Raw genomic sequence first — 15,930 nt, forward strand, 5'->3', positions numbered from 1 at the left:
ACCTCGCAAGGAGACCCCCATGATCTTGACCCCCGACGGCCTCGAAGCCCTCCGCTCGCAATTGATCGTGTCGTGCCAGGCCTACCCGGGCGAACCCATGCGGGATCCCCGGACCACCGGCCAGGTGGCGGCGTCCGCGGTTATCGGTGGTGCCGCGGCAGTCCGGGTCCAGGGCCTCGCGGATGTCCAGTTCACCCGCGCCGCGGTGGAGGTTCCGGTGATCGGGCTCTGGAAGGACGGGCACGACGGCGTGTTCATCACCCCGACGCTCCGGCACGCCCTCGCCGTGGCGAATGCCGGCGCTCACGTCGTGGCTATCGACGGCACGCGGCGCATGCGTCCCGATGGCTTGAGCCTCAAGCAAACCGTTGACGGAATCCACGCCGCATCGCACGCCCTTGTCATGGCCGACTGCGGTTCCTTCGGTGATGCTGTGGCCGCCGTCGAAGCCGGTGCTGACCTGATCGGCACCACGCTGGCCGGGTACACCGGGGAACGTGCCAAGACAGACGGCCCCGACCTTGAGCTTCTCGCGGAAATCGCCGGCGCCGGACTAGGCAAGCCGCTCATCGCCGAGGGCCGCATCCACACCCCCGCACAAGCCCGCCAGGCGCTCGACGCCGGGGCGTTCGCCGTCGTCGTCGGTACCGCCATCACGCATCCGGCGAGCATCACCAGCTGGTTCAGAGGCGCAATGGACGCCTGACCCTGCAGAATCCGTGGCCGGGTCCCTCATCCCGGCCTGTGTCCGGGCGTAGGCTTCTCCCATGGCTGAGGAGAATATCCGGGAATTCGATGTCATCGTGATCGGCGCCGGGGCTGTGGGTGAGAACGTTGCAGATCGTGTGGTCCGGGGAGGCCTCACTTGCGCAATTGTGGAGGCCGAGCTCGTCGGAGGGGAATGCTCCTACTGGGCGTGCATACCCTCCAAAGCGCTCCTTCGGCCGGGAACCGCACTGCACACGGCACAATCAGTGCCCGGGGCGTCGGACTCCGTCACCAAGGTCCTGGACCCCGCACCGGTCCTGAAGTACCGCGACTACTTCACCAACAAATGGCAGGACGACGGAGCGGTCCAATGGCTCGTAGACACGGGGATCGAGCTCATCCGGGGCCGGGCGCGCATCACGGGCCCGCGCGAAGTCCAAGTAGACGGCAAGGACGGCGCCAGCTACTCGCTCAAAGCCCATCACGCCGTGGTGGTGGCCACCGGATCCACACCGCTCATCCCGAAAATCGACGGCTTGCGCAACGTCCCCTACTGGACCACCCGCGGCGCCACCTCGGTGCGGCACATCCCTCAACGATTCATCGTGTTGGGCGGCGGGGTGGCCAGCGTCGAGCTTGCCCAGGCTTTCGCCCGCCTAGGCTCGTCGGTTTCGATCGTTGCCCGAGGCCGACTGTTGAGCGCATTTCCCGAGGAAGCCGCCAACTTGGTCGCGGCGGGGCTGCGGGCCGACGGCGTCGATCTGCACCTTGGGGCAGACACGGCGCGGGTCGAACACAACCCGGACACTGCCTTCAGCGTCACGCTGGGCGACGGGACGGTCTTGAAGAGTGACGAGTTGCTGGTGGCCACAGGTCGTCGGCCTTCCCTTGACAATCTGGGACTCGAAAACGTGGGTCTCGACGCCGAAGAGGGCAAGCCTTTGCGCCTCACCACGGACTCGAGCGGCTTGGTTGAGGGCGCAGCGAGCGACGGGACCAGCGGGCTGTGGCTTTACGCAGCCGGCGATGCCGCGGGATCTGTCTTCCTCACCCATCAGGGCAAGTACGAGGCCAGGGCAACGGGCGACGCTATTGTGGCCCGCGCCCAAGGAACCCTCCACGGCACCCCGAAACCGTGGAGTTCCCTGGCGAAGACGGCCGACGAATACGCGATCCCGAGCGTGGTGTTCACGGATCCGGAAGTGGCATCCGTGGGCCCGAGCCTCAAGCAGGCGCTGCAGAAGGGCATCAACGCAAGCTCGGTGAAACTCCCCATCAACGTGTCCGGCTCCCAGCTGCATTCGGAAAATTACGAAGGCTGGGCGCAACTGGTGGTGGACGAGGACCGGAAGGTGGTGGTGGGCGCGACGTTCGCCGGGCCTGGAGTAGCCGAGCTTTTGCACGGCGCAACCATCGCGATTGTGGGCGAAGTCCCACTGGACCGCCTATGGCACGCGGTGCCGTCGTTCCCGACCATCAGCGAGGTGTGGCTGCGCCTGTTGGAGAAGTACGGCCTGTGATGGAGTCTATTTGAACTGACTGGTCAGTTCAGTTACGATTGGAGCAGATAACAGGTTCTGCGAAAGGTCCAATTGTGCTGTCTGCACAGCAACTCCAGATCGACGGCCGCCGGGACGATCTCCTGCCTCCCACGTCCCTCGAAGCCAGGCGGGGGGAACTTCTCCTGGTCAGCGGGGACGGTCAGGACCAGCGCACGGCATTGGCGCTTGCGCTGAGCGGCCGGATGAAACCCAACAAAGGCCTCCTGAGCTGGGACAACTCCACGAAGACCAAAAAGGTCCGGGCCGCGAGCGCCATCATTGACGCTCCCGGCGTCAACGAGCCCGAGCAGCATTTGAGCGTCCGCGACCTCGTCACCGAAGACCTCTCCCTCATCCCCCGCCGCTACCGCGGCGCGCTCCTCAGCAAGCCGTGGCTCAAGGTCAACCGTTTCGAGGACATCGCCGGACTGTGGATTGAGCAGCTCCCCGCGGACCGACGCCTTGAGCTGCTGACCGCCCTTGCCCTCGCGGACCCGGCCCTTGACCTCCTGGTGCTCGACTCCCCGGACCGCCACAGCGCTAACACCGCGGATTGGCTCCCCCGCCTTGAGCAGTTGGCGTACGACGCCGGGCGGCCGCTCGCCGTCGTCGCGGTTGTTTCTGCCCTCCCGGACACCTGGGACGGCCCGGCCGCGGTGATCGGCAACTCGGTCACGCACACGGCACCGGCCGAAACCGCGGAACCCGCAGACGCCGCGCAAGAAGATCCCGAAGAAGTACCCGAAACCCTGCAAAGGACCGCAAAGTGACTGTTCTGCGGCTGGCCCGCTCCGAACTCAAACGCATGACCGGCGGGCTCCTGCCTAAGCTGACCATCCTCGCCCTGACCATGGTGCCCCTGCTTTACGGAGCCGTGTACCTCTACGCGAACTGGGACCCGTACGGCAACCTCAACCAGATCGACGCCGCGCTGGTCGTCGAGGACGCGGGAGCCCAGCCGGCCAGCGGCCCCGAGCTGCAGGCAGGCCAGAAGGTTGCCGACAGCCTCGTGCAGAGCCACGTTTTCAACTGGCAACGGGTGACCACGGCGGCCGAAGCCGACGCCGGCGTTGAATCCGGCAAGTACGCCTTCGCCCTGAAGATTCCCAAGGACTTCTCGGCCAACCTGGTCTCGCCCGGCAGTTTCAATGCGGCCAACCAGGCGATGCTCAACGTCACCACCAACGACGCGAACAACTACCTCCTCAGCACCATCGTGGACAAGCTCACCACCGCGGTGCACTCGACGGTGGCCAAGGAAGTGGGCGAGGAGACCGCAAACCAGCTCCTCACGGGCTTCGGGACCATTCACGCCTCCATCGTCAAAGCCTCCGACGGAGCCTCCCAGCTCGCCGACGGCGTCGGCAAGCTGAGCGACGGCGCGGCCACCCTCCACGATGGAACCGGCAAGCTCAGCAGCGGCGCGTCCGAACTCCTGGCAGGCCAAACCAAGTTGCGCGACGGCGCCAACCAGCTGAACGACGGCGCCGGGCAGCTCAGCGCGGGGCTCACGGAACTGAAGAACAAGACCGCGTCCCTTCCGGCCGACTCGCAGAAGCTCGCCGACGGCGCCTCCCAAGTAGCCGCCGGAAACGCGCAGCTGAACGCGAAGGTCCAGGATGTCGTCGGGCAGCTTTCAGCGTTCGACGCCGGCGCGCGGGACCGCGTGGTGGCGTCCAACGCGCGGCTCGTGTCCGCCGGGGTCATCACGCAGGACCAGGCGAATAGGTTCCTGGCCGACTTCGACACCGCGGCAGCGTCCGGCCCGGTCACCGATGCCAAAGCCAAGATCTCGGCGGACGCCGCGCAGATCCAGCAGCTTTCCAACGGATCTGCCGCGGTCAGTGCGGGCGCTGCCAAGCTTGCGGGCGCCACGCCGGCGCTGACGGGCGCCATCGGCCAGGCCTCGGCAGGCGCGGACCAGCTCAGCTCCGGCGCCGGGACGCTCGCGGCGGGCGAACAGTCCGCCGTCAACGGCACGGCAGCCCTGGCGGACGGTGCGGCAAAGCTCGACGACGGCGCGGCGCAGCTTGCGAGCGGTGCCGCGACGGCTGCGGACGGATCCCGCACCTTGGCGAGCGAGTTGGCGAAGGGCGCAGGCAAGGTCCCGAACCCGAACGACGCCCAAAAGAGCGAGGTGTCCAAGGTGATCGCCGATCCGGTTGCGGTCAACAACGTTTCGCAGGCCAAGGCAGGGTCCTACGGTGCGGGCCTGGCCCCGTTCTTCCTGACGCTGTCCCTTTGGATCGGTGTGTTCATGCTGGTCCAGGCGATGCGTCCCATCACGCAGCGGGCCCTGGCGTCGAACGCTCCGTCATGGAAAATCGCCGTCGGCGGCTGGCTGCCGTTCTTCGTGGTGTCCGTGCTGCAGGCCAGTATCCTCACCCTCGTGGTGGACCTGGGGCTGGGCCTCAACGCGGCGCACCCCGTGTGGATGTGGTTATTCATGCTGGCTGCGGTCATGGCGTTCACTGCCCTCATCCAGGGCATCGTGGCGCTCCTGGGAACTCCGGGCAAGTTCGTGGTGCTGATCCTGCTGGTCCTCCAGTTGGTGTCGTCCGGCGGAACGTTCCCCTGGCAAACAACCCCCATGCCGCTGCACGTGGTGCACGAGATCATGCCGATGGGTTACGTGGTGACCGGCATGCGGCACTTGATCTACGGCGGCGATTTGTCCATGATCTGGCCGATTGTCCTGGGCCTGCTTGGCTACACTGTGCTGGGAGCCGCGCTTTCCACGCTGGCCGTCCGTAAGCACAAGTTCTGGACCCTCAAGACCCTGAAACCGGAGATCGCGGTATGAGCATGCACGAGCCGGACGTCACCGGGCTCCCGGAGAAGAAGCTCCGCCCGGCGCGCACGAACGCGACCAAGCAGCGCCTTTTCGATGCTTCCATGGAGCTGATCGGCGAGCGCGGCGCGGCGGGCGTCACGGTGGACGAGATCGCGGCCGCAGCCGGGGTGTCGAAGGGAACGGTCTATTACAACTTCGGCAGCAAGTCCGACCTGATCGCCCAGTTGCTGCGCCACGGCGTCGACATCATGCTCGGGCGGCTCCAGACCATCGACGGCTTGCACTCCGATCCGCTCGAGGCCATGGAAGCCATGCTCGGCCAGGCCATGGACTTCATGGACGACTATCCGTCCTTCGCGCGGCTCTGGATCAGCGAGAACTGGCGGACTCCCAGCGAGTGGGGCAAGCTCTTCGTCGAACTCCGCAGCGAGTTGTTGTCCGTGATCGGCGCGGCGATCGAAAAAGTCGCCACCACGTACCCCGTGGATACGGGAATTGCCCGGGGCAGCCTCGAGGCCGCCATGTTCGGGGCGATCTTCGTGGTGGGCCTTGACCGGCAGACGTACAACCCCGAGCGCACCCGGGAGCAGAGCATAGCGGCCGTCATGACCATCATGCGCGGCTACGTGCTGCGGTAACGGTATGGCAACTGCCGCGCCCAGAGGCGTGGCGCCGCCAGCCGGTCAGGGATGATTGATCCCATGCGTCACATGGGGAACAGCGGAAAGCTTGCGATCGTCTCTGCCGTGGTGTCCGCTGGTTTGCTGGTGCTCCTTGCCATCACCCTCGACGAAAACGTGATGTACACCTTCCTCGGGGTCCTGGCGCTCGGCTACCTTGCGTGCGTCGCGGAGGTCATCGTCCGTCGAAGGCACTTCATGCTGGTTCTCGGAGCCATCTCGTGCATCCTGTTCATCGCGTTCGGAATCGCTTTCCTGCGCATGTGGGGGCTCGCTTTCAACCAGGATGACAACGCCTTGGGCAGCGCGGTGAGCACCAAGGACTCGGACATCTATTTCTACCTCGCCGCCCTTGCCGGCTGCAGTTCCTTGCTGGTCTTGTTCTTGGGGGCGGTCTGGCCGTCCCGCCGTGCGAAAGCGGCGGCCCGTCCGGCAGCCCGGCGTCCAGCGCCCCGGCCTGCTTCGCGCCCTTCCCCGGCACCCGCCAGGCCCGCCCAGCGGCCGGCGGCCCGTCCGGCGTCGGGGGCCGTGAAGCGACCTGTCCCGCGGAAACCGGCCCCGGCCACCTCCGCCAAACGCCCGACGTCGGGAGCGCCGGCTCAGCGCAAGCCGGCACCCAGGCGCTGACTCATTTCGGGCGCGGCCACATCCCCAGGCTTCGCTCGCCGCTGCAGCACGGCAGTGGCCACGCCGCCCAGCAGGAGGAGGCCGCCGGCCAGTTCCGCCGTCGTCGGGACCTCCGAGATGAGCAGCCACGCCGCGGTCATTCCCACCACCGGGACCAACAACGTAAACGGCACCACGGCCGAACTCGGGTACAGGCTGAGTAGCCGGTTCCAGATGCCGTAACCCACCAGCGAGGCGAAGATGGCGGTGTACAGGGCGCTCAGGATGGTCGCCGGCTGAAGGTTGGAAAGGGTCCCGACGACGGCGGCAGGGCCGTCCACGAGGAGCGACAAGGCAGCAAGCGGCAACGGGACCACCGCTCCGGACCAGACCACGAGCCCCAGTCCCGAGGCAGCCTTGGCCTTGCGTGCGATGATGTTTCCCGCAGCCCAGGACAACGCGGCGGCAAGCACAATCATGAGCGGCACCACCGGAGCCACCAGGCTTCGACCGACCGCCACCAGCGCTAGTCCGGCCACACCCAGCACCACGCCCGTCAGCTGGCGCTTGCTGGGCCGCTCGCCCAGGAACCTGGCCGCCAAGAGCACCGTCAGGAGCACTTGCGCCTGTAGCACCAGTGACGCGAGCCCGGCTGGCATGCCGAGGGCCATGCCCAGGTAGAGGAGGCCAAATTGCCCGGCGCTCATGAACAGCCCGACGCCGATGATCGCCTTCCAGCTCACGTTCGGCTTGCGGACGAAGAAGATGCAGGGGAACACCACCAGCACGAAGCGCATGGCGACGAACAGCAGCGGCGGCACGTCGGCCGCTCCACCGCTCCCGTCACTGCCATTCCCGCTTGCGGGGTGTAGGCCAAAGTCGATAGCGACGAAATTCAGGCCCCAAAGGACGGCGACGAGGACGGCGAGTGCTGAGTGTCGGATATTCACGATTCAACTCTGGCAGTCAAAAGGATGAAGCACCAGCGTTGAATTCTGCATCGGATCGTGTACGTTTGCTTCATGATTGAGATTGCGGCGTTGCGTGCCCTCGTAGCCGTGGAACAGCAAGGCTCCGTGGTGGCCGCCTCGGAGGCGATGGGATTCAGCCCCTCGGCGGTCTCCCAACAGATCAAGAAGCTCGAGAAGCAAAGCGGCGTGACGGTCCTGGAACGTCACGGCCGCGGCGTACTGCTGACGGACCGCGGCATGGCGCTGGCCGAGTACGGACGGCGCATCCTGGGCGAATTGGAAGAGCTGCAGGCCACCTTGCTCGCCGACCCTGCGAAGCCAAGCGGCGTGTTGCGGCTCGTGGCATTCTCCACCGCCTGCCGCGGACTGGTGGGGCCGATGCTGGGGAAACTGGGCGCGGCTCAGGCTGGCACGGGCTCGCGGGCGAGTTCCGGGCCTGGCGGCTCCGGGCTTGAAATCCGGGTGGTGGCCGAGGACCCGCGCGAGGCCGTCCAGAGGGTCGCCACCGGTGAAGCCGATCTCGGCGTCGTGCACAACTGGCACTCAGTGCCCCTGGTCATTCCGGAGAACATGGTCCACGAGGACCTCTGCCTGGACACCGCCGACGTCCTGCTCAACTCGGCGCACCCGCTGGCCGGACGGACCGCCGTCGAGCCTACCGACCTCGTGGACGAAAGCTGGATCAGCACGCCGGCCGGGGCCATTTGCAATGAAGCATTGCTGGCAATCCTCGCGGGCCTGGGCCGCGTGCCGGACATCCGCATCTACGACCCCGACTTTTCCACGCATATCGCCATGGTTCAGCAGGGCGTGGCGGTGGCCCTCGTGCCGCGGCTCGGAAGGCCTGAGCTTCCCGCCGGAGTGGTGGCGGTGCCCGTGGTTAACCCGATGCAGCAACGCCAAGTGGGAATCGTGTACCGCAAGACGATGACGGCAAGTCCCAGCATCCGCCATGTGGTGCGCTTGCTGCAGGATGTGGCGGCCGGCCTCGAGGTGGATTAGCCGGGGACTACTTCTTGGGGCGGGGAACGGTGAAGTGGGTCAGCCGGGCATCCTGGCCATCGAGTTCAGCCCACGGCTTCTCGAGTTCCATCACGGTCACGGCGCTCGTGGGGTAGCGCGTGGCGGCGTCCATGTAGGCGTCATGGTCAGAGTCGCGGGAAGCCAGGTGCATCGCGAGCTCCTGCACGCCGGGCATGTGCGAAAAGATCATGAGCGTGGTGACGGTTTCGGGCACGTGGTTGATGACGGTCAACATCCGCTGCGCGGAGGCGGCGTAGAGGCCGTCCTCGAGTTTCGGCGTCGGGGCCTTGTCCCCCAGTTCGCTGCACACCCAGGTGCAGGTCTGGCGGGTCCGGAGCGCGGACGAACACAAGATGAAGTCCGGAATCACGTGGTGCTTGAGGAGCCATTTGCCCGCGAGCGGGGCTTCCCGGTGGCCACGCTCGGCAAGGGGTCGCTCATGGTCCGGCACCCCGAGGGGCCAGTCCGACTTCGCGTGCCGCATGATCACCAGCCGCTTGATGTGATGCTCGCTCATCCCCCCACCCTACTATCCCAACTGACTCGCATTTGTTGCCGTTATGAGGGCTCAAAACGACAACAAATGCGAGTCAGTTGGGTGGGGCTAGATCGAGTATTCCGGAGCGGCCCAGACGATGACCTCGGGGTGCTCGTAGAAGCGGTAGCCCTGGCCGCGGACGGTCCGGACGGTGTTCGCGAGGCGGCCGAGCTTGGAGCGGAGGCGCCGGATGTGGACGTCGATGGTGCGCTCGTTCGGGACTTCTTCGGCGTTGCGCCACAGGCCTTCGAGGAGTTCATCGCGGCCCACGGTGCGGGTGCCGTTCTCGACGAGGTAGTTGAGGAGTTCGAATTCCTTGAACGTGAGGTTCAGGGATTCGCCGTCGAGGTGCACCTCACGGCGGGCGAGGTCGATCAAGACGCCGGACGGCCGGGCTTCCTGGGCAGGCTGCGGGCGGAGCGCTTCGGAGCGCTGGCGGTTGCCAACAGTCGGGTCACCGAAAGTCGAGCGGACGACGTCGAGCGCCGAACCGGGCGCACTGGCCGGGGCTACCGCGACGGCGGCATAGCTCTCGGCACCGGCAACGAGGGACTGTGCGTAAGCCCGGATTTCCTGGGCAAGCTTGGCGATGGACGTTCCTGCGGCAGCGGCGGTGTCTTCGTCAATGCCCATGTAGAGCACGAACCCGCGGGCCACATTGTCGCTGGCAACGGGGCGGATGGAGCGGTCTGCGGGAGCCAGGACGGGCGTGGGCGCAGTCATTGGCGCGGCCTCGTTGGCGGGAACGGCGCGGAGCTGTCCGTAGGAGTTGGGGTTGTAGCCCTGGGGGACGTAACCGGGCGCCTGGCTGCCACCCTGCGGTGCGGGCTGGGCGTAGGCCGGGCGGTTTCCGAAGCCGGGACGCAGGCCGGCGTTCGACGCGGCCTTATTGGCGTTACGGACGGAGATATGGACGTATCCGGATGCAACTGACATGGAGTGCTTACCTCAAAGTGAATAGCCGTCATCGCGGCTTCGAATGCTGGTCTGGTCCCCGCAATGAGATGGGGAGGGGCGCCCGACGCTGGGCAGGGGGCGAATGCCTGAAACTTCCTGGGGTCTGAAGTTAGGCATGCATTCGACAACAGCTCATCGAAAAACCAGCGGGTGCGCTGGGCTCGATCGCTGCGGCTGCAGATGCTGTTGAGTTCTTGTTCACATTTGAAGTGTGCAACGTAACAAAGGGAACTTGCAAGTAACAAAGGGCGGAAACGTCCACATTTTGAGACGAATCGGACTATTGTGCCGCACATCACAATTCAGACATGTCCAAATGTGACCCATTCTCGTTCGCCACACTGGCCGTTGCGCGCGCAATACTCGAATAAAATTTGATTGAATTGCCACTTCCTGAATCTCAAGTCACGTCACGCGCTTGCCCTTGAATCTCGAGATATGAAACAACCCTTGTCCAATCCTGGATCTGCTTCCATCGAAAATTCTTTTGGCAAATCGCCTGTCAGGGCCTTTGCAAGGCTTCTCAACCTCACATCGCGTGGCTGGTTTCCAGCTTCGACGCAGCCCTTGGTTTGGATCGGTACATGTCGGCGTCGGCCTCCATGAGAAGCTGCCGCGCCAATTCTTCCCGCGCTTCGGGGAGCATTGGCCTCATCGCGGCCGTCACGGCTTGGCCGACGGCGAGCTCGACCCGCAGCTGCGACTCGCCCACGATGCACTCCGGATCGAAGCTGTTCAGGATGCGGGAGGCGATCACGGCAATTTCCTCGGGTGATTCCAGGGCCGGGAGGAGAATGACGAATTCGTCACCGCTGTAGCGCGCGACGGTGTCGACGCCGCGGACCGCATCGGCGAGGCGCCCGGCGACATGGCCGAGGACCTCGTCGCCCACTGCGTGGCCGTAGGTGTCATTGATGTCCTTGAAGCGGTTGATATCGCAAAACAACAGGCCGACGTGCAGGCCGTGGTTGCCCGCACGCTCCAAAGCCTCATCGAGGCGCGACGTCAACAAGGTCCGGTTCGGCAAATGGGTCAAGGCATCGTGGGTGGCTTGGTGCCTGGCCTCTTCAAGGAGTTTGGCCCGTTCCAACTCCGATTCTTCGAGCCTGCGCAACGTGGCGGCCAGTTCCCGCTCATAAAGGCGCCTCTCGTGGACGCCAAAAACGACGACGACGTTCAGTTCGGGGGCAGCCGTGTCGAAGGCATCGGGTTTCCGCGTCCGGGACACCGCGAGCAATACCGGCAGCCTTTCGCCGTTGGCGGCGAGGATCTCCACCGCAAGCTCTTTCACCGAGCCGTTGGATTCGATGGCCGGGATGGCGTGGGTCAGGAACATGATCCGGTCCCCGGCCGGCAAGAGGGAGAGCAGGTTCAGCCCCAGCAGCGCTTCCTGTCCGCGTCCCGTCCACTCGTACATCGTCCGGTTCGCGTCGACGATGGTACCGTCGGGCCGGGTGAGCAGGTAACCGGCCGGGGCTGCGTCGAAGATCTGCCGATAGTCAACTGTCCCGTCGGTCATACCGGGGTGCCGAGGTAGTCAAGAAGAGCGTTGACTGTTTCCTCCGGGGCGCTTGTCTGCGGGAAATGGCCGGTCGCGGCAAGCCTGACGAGGACGCTTGTCGGCAGGCGTTCCTGGAGGTAGGTTCCGATGTGTTCAGGAGTGACGACGTCGTCCGTGCTTTGGAGGATGAGCACAGGCAATTCGACGCGGGACAACAAATGACGCACGTCGGAGAGGAAAGCGACGCGGGCAAAATCGCGGGCAACCCTGGGGTTGATCCGACGGAAGCTGCCCTGCAATTCCCGCCCGAACTCGGGTGAGGAGGGGACGTTCATGAACACAGGGGCCATCGCCTCGGCCCAGACAAGGTAGTTGGCGTCCAAGGATTCAAAGAGCTCGTCCAGCTCATCACTGGAATAGCCGCCGAAGTAGCCGTCGTCGGGGTGGTTCATATAGCTGGGCGAAGCTGTCACGAGCACGAGCCGGGCGATGCGCGACTGCTGGTCGGCCGTGGCCGCGGCAATGGCCATCATGGCTCCGACGCTGTGGCCGATCAGCGTCACGCCCCCCAGGTCCAGCTCGGCGCAGATCTCCAGGAGGTCGGCAACGTAGGCGTCAAGGCTCGAGTAGCGGGACGAATCATAAAATGCCTGGTCGGATCCCCCCGAGCCCATGTGGTCGAAGAGAACTACGCGGTATTGCTCCGTCAGGAACGGGAGAATCCGGTCCCACATCTTCTGGTCCGTGCCAAAACCGTGCGCGAACATCAGGACCTGGCCGTCCGTTGCCCCCAAGACCGTGACATTGTGCCGCTCAACCATCGACGCGGTCATGGGTACCCTCAACTCTCCTCGGCTATCGGCCTGACCCCTTCCGCATTTCCGCGCCGGGCTCGTCCGTGAACCCCCGTCCGCCGGCCCTTGTCATCGTACCCAACTGACTCGCATTAGATGTCGTTTTGGGGGCCGATAACGACATCAACTGCGGGTTAGTTGGTGGTCCCGGTTCCTTGGGTGGTTGACGCGGTGGCAGTCACGATCTGGATGGACTGGGCCGTGTACTTGTCGGAATCCTTGAGCGCAGTGACCCGCACGCTGGATCCGGACTTCACATCGGCGAGGGTCAGGGTGGTGCCGGTGGTCCCGCTTCCGCGTTGCCGCATACCTTGAGCTACCACGATGTCCGATCCCAGCACATAGGTTTTCGTGAACCCGTCTTCGCTCTTGACCGTCATGGAGCTCGCCGAGATGTCGGTGACTGTTCCCAGCTGGCCCGCCATGGTGACGTAGCTGCCGTTCTGGAGGACAACGTATTCCGAGTGGACCGCTGCGTTCAGGCCGCCCATGCCCACCCCGAGCCCACCCGGGCCTGCGTTCGTGCCGCCGGGGCCGCCGAATCCGCCCTGCCCGTTCTGCCCGGCACCCGGACCCTGCGCGTTGGTAGTGTCAGCCACCGCGGTCCCGTTACCGGCGGCATATGCGCCGGCTCCTGCCGCCGCAGCGACCACCACCGCGACGCCGCCGACAATGAGGCCCTTCTTCAGGCTCCAATTCTTGAAAAACGAAGGTCGGGGCTGTCCGGCGTTGGATTGCTGCGGAGCACCCCAACCGGCGGCAGGCTGCTGGTTCACCGGCTGCTGCGGAGCACCCCAACCAGCGGCAGGCTGCTGGTTCACCGGCTGCTGGGGAGCACCCCAACCAGCGGCAGGCTGCCCGGACTCATCAACGGGGCGGATCACTGGCTGCGGGTGCCCGTTCTCCGGCTCGGAACCAGGTACGGAGGGGTTGTTTTGCTGATCCATGATGTTCTCCATCGAAGTCGAGACTCTTTGGTCGCGGTTGTTCTTGTCCCAATCAGCGTCAGTCGCGTTGCTGTGCGTTGGCTGTGTCGAACTGAAGGCTTCCCTGTGACCTGCAGCGGTGTTGTGTCGGATTCTGCTGGGGGAACCCGCGCAACCTTTGGACAGGTGGCTAGGCTGGGACTCACAGGGTGCTCACAGCAACGGCTAAGCACCGGCAAACCGGCAGATTGGAGAGTTGTCCCATGGCATCCTCGCACTCCATGACCAACAACCTTCCGCAGCTCAGCCACCCGGACGGTTCTCCCATCCGCGCCCTCGTGGTGGACGACGAACCCAGCCTCGCCGAGCTCATGAGCATGGGCCTGCGCATGGCGGGCTGGTCGGTCGCAGTGGCCGGCGACGGTCCGGCCGCAGTGAAGCTCGCCAAGGACTTCCGTCCGGACGTCCTGGTGCTGGATGTGATGCTTCCAGGGTTCGACGGCGTTGAGCTGCTGGGCAGGATCCGCGCCTTTGCGCCCGAGGTTCCTGCGCTTTTCCTCACCGCCAAGGATGACGTGCAGGACCGGATCGTGGGGTTGGCCGCGGGCGGCGACGATTATGTCACCAAGCCCTTCAGCATGGAGGAAGTCCTCCTGCGCCTGCACCGCCTGGTCCAGCGCTCGGGGGTGGCTGCGATGGACACGGCCGAGCTGGTGGTAGGCGACCTGACCTTGAACGTTGACACCCGTGAAGTCACCCGCGGCGGCGAAGACATCCCGCTCACCGCGACCCAGTTCGAACTCCTGCGCTACCTCATGGAAAATCCCAAGCGCGTGGTCAGCAAGGCCCAGATCCTGGACCGCGTGTGGGATTACGATTTCGGCGGCCAGGCCAACATCGTGGAGCTTTACATCTCATACCTTCGCAAGAAGATCGAGGCCAACCATCCGCCCATGATCCACACGGTGCGCGGAGCCGGCTACGTCATCAAGCCTGCCGAATAGCCGAGGCGTCGAATGTCCGCACTCTCGGGTATCCCCCGCCAAACCGACCACAGCTGGTTCAATCCCTCAACCTGGCACTTGCGCACCCGCTTGATCCTCCTCTCCATGGCGCTCCTCGTGGCCATCTGCGGCGCAGTCGGGGTGGTCAGCTATGCCTCCATGGACGTGTTCCTCACGAAGCAACTGGACCAGCAATTGATGCAGGCCTCGCACGGGCGCCCGCCGCAAGGCAACCCCGGCGGCCGTCCGGACCCCCTGGATCCCCGGGGCCAGAGCATCGGCACCCTGAACGCGCGAATCCTTGGCGGCCAGGTGAGCAGCGATGCCGGGTTCCTCTCCTCGGATGCCACCCGTACTCCGTTGTCGCCCAGCGATGCCGGAATACTGTTGGCGCTCCCCTCCGATGGCCGTCCGGTTGATCGCACCCTCTCCAATGGCGGCTACCGGCTGGTAGCCGCCGAAACCCCCTATGGCGATGTGGTCATCACGGGGCTGCCGCTTGCCTCGAAAGAAGACACCGAGGCCTCGCTCGTGTGGACCATGGTGCTGGTGTCCTTGGGCGGGCTGATCCTGATCGGGCTGGCCGGAACCGTCCTGATCCGCCGTACCATGCGTCCCTTGGAGCAACTTTCCGACGTCGCCACGAAGGTATCGAAGCTTCCGCTCGACGCCGGTGAGGTGGCACTCGCGGTGCGCGTTCCGGCGTCGGCGGCCCACCCGGGCACAGAGGTGGGAAGCGTGGGCCATGCATTGAACCTCATGCTGGACAACGTCTCGAGCGCCCTCGAGGCGCGCCAGCAAAGCGAAACGAAAGTGCGCCAGTTCGTGGCCGACGCGTCACACGAACTACGCACTCCGCTGACGGCCATCCGCGGCTACACAGAGCTCTTGCGCATGACCGAGACGTTCACCGAGGACGGCCGCAAATCACTGGGCCGGGTGCAAAGCCAGTCCGAACGCATGACCACCCTCGTGGAGGACCTCCTTCTGCTGGCCCGGCTTGACGAAGGCAAGGCCCCGGAGTTCACCGATGTGGACCTCACGCAGTTGGTGGTCGAAACCGTCAGCGACGAGAAAGTCATGGCCCCCGAACACATCTGGCAGCTCAAGCTCCCGGATGAGCCCATCACGGTCCGCGGCGACACCACTCAGCTCCACCAGGTCTTGGCAAATCTGCTCTCCAACGCCCGCAAGCACACGGAGGCGGGTACCACCGTGGTCACCGGCGTCATGCGTTCCGCCGATGGCAGCGCCGTGGTGACCGTGACGGATAACGGGCCGGGCATCCCGCCGGATTTCCAGGGCAGGATTTTCTCGCGCTTTGCCCGTGCCGACGCCGCCCGCTCCGGTTCCGAGGGCACGTCCGGGCTCGGCTTGTCGATCGTGGAATCCATCGTTCAGGCGCATGGCGGTACTGTCGAAGTGGCATCGCGGCCGGGCCGGACGGAGTTTGCGGTGCGGCTTCCGGCGCTGAGGACCGCCACGGCCTGAAGGCCGTCCACAAAATGACGACGCCGGTGCGCGGCGAGCGCAAGTCGACGCACCGGCGTCGTGATCTCCGTTACCCAAATGTGACTTAAGCCGAATCCTCCTGTACCGTCGAATAGGTGCGCCGGATTATTCCGGCCGCCGCCGGGTAGGCGCCGAGCTCTGCCCCTCCCCGGTGCCAACAGTCCAGGCAGAGACGGGGGACCCAGGTCTCCGGGCAAGCGCTCATGTTGAGCCAGCCCTAGGGGTGAAGCCGCACCGCCACGATTCCCAGTGGCCACGGCCGGATGACCTCATCCGAATCCGACAGCTAACTCCGCAGGCGTCGAGAGGCAATCA

General features: G+C 65.3%; 15 protein-coding genes and 1 riboswitch. Of the genes, 9 read left to right on the forward strand and 6 right to left on the reverse strand.

The features are described 5' to 3' along the window. Positions 1-19 precede the first annotated feature (19 nt). From QRN45_RS11395 to QRN45_RS11420, 6 genes are all read left to right on the forward strand, one after another. Positions 20-706 carry an N-acetylmannosamine-6-phosphate 2-epimerase gene (locus tag QRN45_RS11395; RefSeq protein WP_284763440.1) on the forward strand — a complete coding sequence of 229 codons (687 nt, stop codon included), beginning with the start codon at positions 20-22 and terminating at the stop codon, positions 704-706. Positions 707-767: 61 nt separating this feature from the next. Then, complete coding sequence (locus tag QRN45_RS11400) at positions 768-2,228, forward strand: dihydrolipoyl dehydrogenase family protein (protein ID WP_284763441.1); 1,461 nt, start codon at positions 768-770, stop codon at positions 2,226-2,228. 74 nt (positions 2,229-2,302) lie between these two features. Next, positions 2,303-3,019 (forward strand): ABC transporter ATP-binding protein, encoded by a 717-nt coding sequence (locus QRN45_RS11405; RefSeq protein WP_264637388.1) that lies wholly within the window; start codon positions 2,303-2,305, stop codon positions 3,017-3,019. Beyond that, positions 3,016-5,052 (forward strand): YhgE/Pip domain-containing protein, encoded by a 2,037-nt coding sequence (locus QRN45_RS11410; RefSeq protein ID WP_284763442.1) that lies wholly within the window; start codon positions 3,016-3,018, stop codon positions 5,050-5,052. The genes QRN45_RS11405 and QRN45_RS11410 overlap by 4 nt, the downstream gene beginning before the upstream one ends. Further along, positions 5,049-5,681 carry a TetR/AcrR family transcriptional regulator gene (locus tag QRN45_RS11415; protein WP_284763443.1) on the forward strand — a complete coding sequence of 211 codons (633 nt, stop codon included), beginning with the start codon at positions 5,049-5,051 and terminating at the stop codon, positions 5,679-5,681. Before QRN45_RS11410 ends, QRN45_RS11415 begins: the two co-directional genes overlap by 4 nt. 72 nt (positions 5,682-5,753) lie before the next feature. After that, entirely contained in the window at positions 5,754-6,350 is a 597-nt protein-coding gene (locus QRN45_RS11420) for a hypothetical protein (protein ID WP_284763444.1), read from the forward strand. Here QRN45_RS11420 and QRN45_RS11425 read toward each other — a convergent pair. Further along, complete coding sequence (locus tag QRN45_RS11425; RefSeq protein WP_241709689.1) at positions 6,323-7,279, reverse strand: EamA family transporter; 957 nt, start codon at positions 7,277-7,279, stop codon at positions 6,323-6,325. The two genes, QRN45_RS11420 and QRN45_RS11425, sit on opposite strands and share 28 nt — an antisense overlap. A gap of 72 nt (positions 7,280-7,351) precedes the next feature. On the opposite strand from QRN45_RS11425, the gene QRN45_RS11430 reads away from it, so the two are divergent. Continuing rightward, positions 7,352-8,302 (forward strand): LysR family transcriptional regulator, encoded by a 951-nt coding sequence (locus QRN45_RS11430; RefSeq protein WP_241709688.1) that lies wholly within the window; start codon positions 7,352-7,354, stop codon positions 8,300-8,302. Positions 8,303-8,309: 7 nt separating this feature from the next. Here the strand turns inward: QRN45_RS11430 and QRN45_RS11435 are convergent, their stop codons facing one another. From QRN45_RS11435 to QRN45_RS11455, 5 genes are all read right to left on the reverse strand, one after another. Next, entirely contained in the window at positions 8,310-8,840 is a 531-nt protein-coding gene (locus QRN45_RS11435) for a SixA phosphatase family protein (RefSeq protein ID WP_241709687.1), read from the reverse strand. A gap of 87 nt (positions 8,841-8,927) precedes the next feature. Then, on the reverse strand, positions 8,928-9,797 hold the full coding sequence (locus QRN45_RS11440; protein ID WP_078106591.1) for a winged helix-turn-helix domain-containing protein: 870 nt from the start codon (positions 9,795-9,797) through the stop codon (positions 8,928-8,930). A gap of 550 nt (positions 9,798-10,347) precedes the next feature. Next, positions 10,348-11,337 carry a diguanylate cyclase domain-containing protein gene (locus tag QRN45_RS11445; RefSeq protein ID WP_241709686.1) on the reverse strand — a complete coding sequence of 330 codons (990 nt, stop codon included), beginning with the start codon at positions 11,335-11,337 and terminating at the stop codon, positions 10,348-10,350. After that, positions 11,334-12,152, reverse strand: a complete 819-nt coding sequence (locus QRN45_RS11450) for an alpha/beta fold hydrolase (protein WP_241709685.1) — start codon at positions 12,150-12,152, stop codon at positions 11,334-11,336. Before QRN45_RS11450 ends, QRN45_RS11445 begins: the two co-directional genes overlap by 4 nt. A gap of 155 nt (positions 12,153-12,307) precedes the next feature. Beyond that, entirely contained in the window at positions 12,308-13,120 is an 813-nt protein-coding gene (locus QRN45_RS11455; RefSeq protein ID WP_284763445.1) for a hypothetical protein, read from the reverse strand. 242 nt (positions 13,121-13,362) lie between these two features. On the opposite strand from QRN45_RS11455, the gene QRN45_RS11460 reads away from it, so the two are divergent. Further along, entirely contained in the window at positions 13,363-14,103 is a 741-nt protein-coding gene (locus QRN45_RS11460) for a response regulator transcription factor (protein WP_078106594.1), read from the forward strand. A 12-nt stretch (positions 14,104-14,115) separates the two neighbouring features. Next, positions 14,116-15,594 carry a sensor histidine kinase gene (locus QRN45_RS11465; protein WP_241709684.1) on the forward strand — a complete coding sequence of 493 codons (1,479 nt, stop codon included), beginning with the start codon at positions 14,116-14,118 and terminating at the stop codon, positions 15,592-15,594. A gap of 163 nt (positions 15,595-15,757) precedes the next feature. Continuing rightward, a riboswitch (cyclic di-AMP (ydaO/yuaA leader) is annotated at positions 15,758-15,930 on the forward strand.

Origin of the sequence: Arthrobacter sp. efr-133-R2A-63 (assembly GCF_030209795.1) — a bacterium.
In the GTDB taxonomy this organism is placed as follows: Bacteria; Actinomycetota; Actinomycetes; order Actinomycetales; family Micrococcaceae; genus Arthrobacter; species Arthrobacter bambusae_A.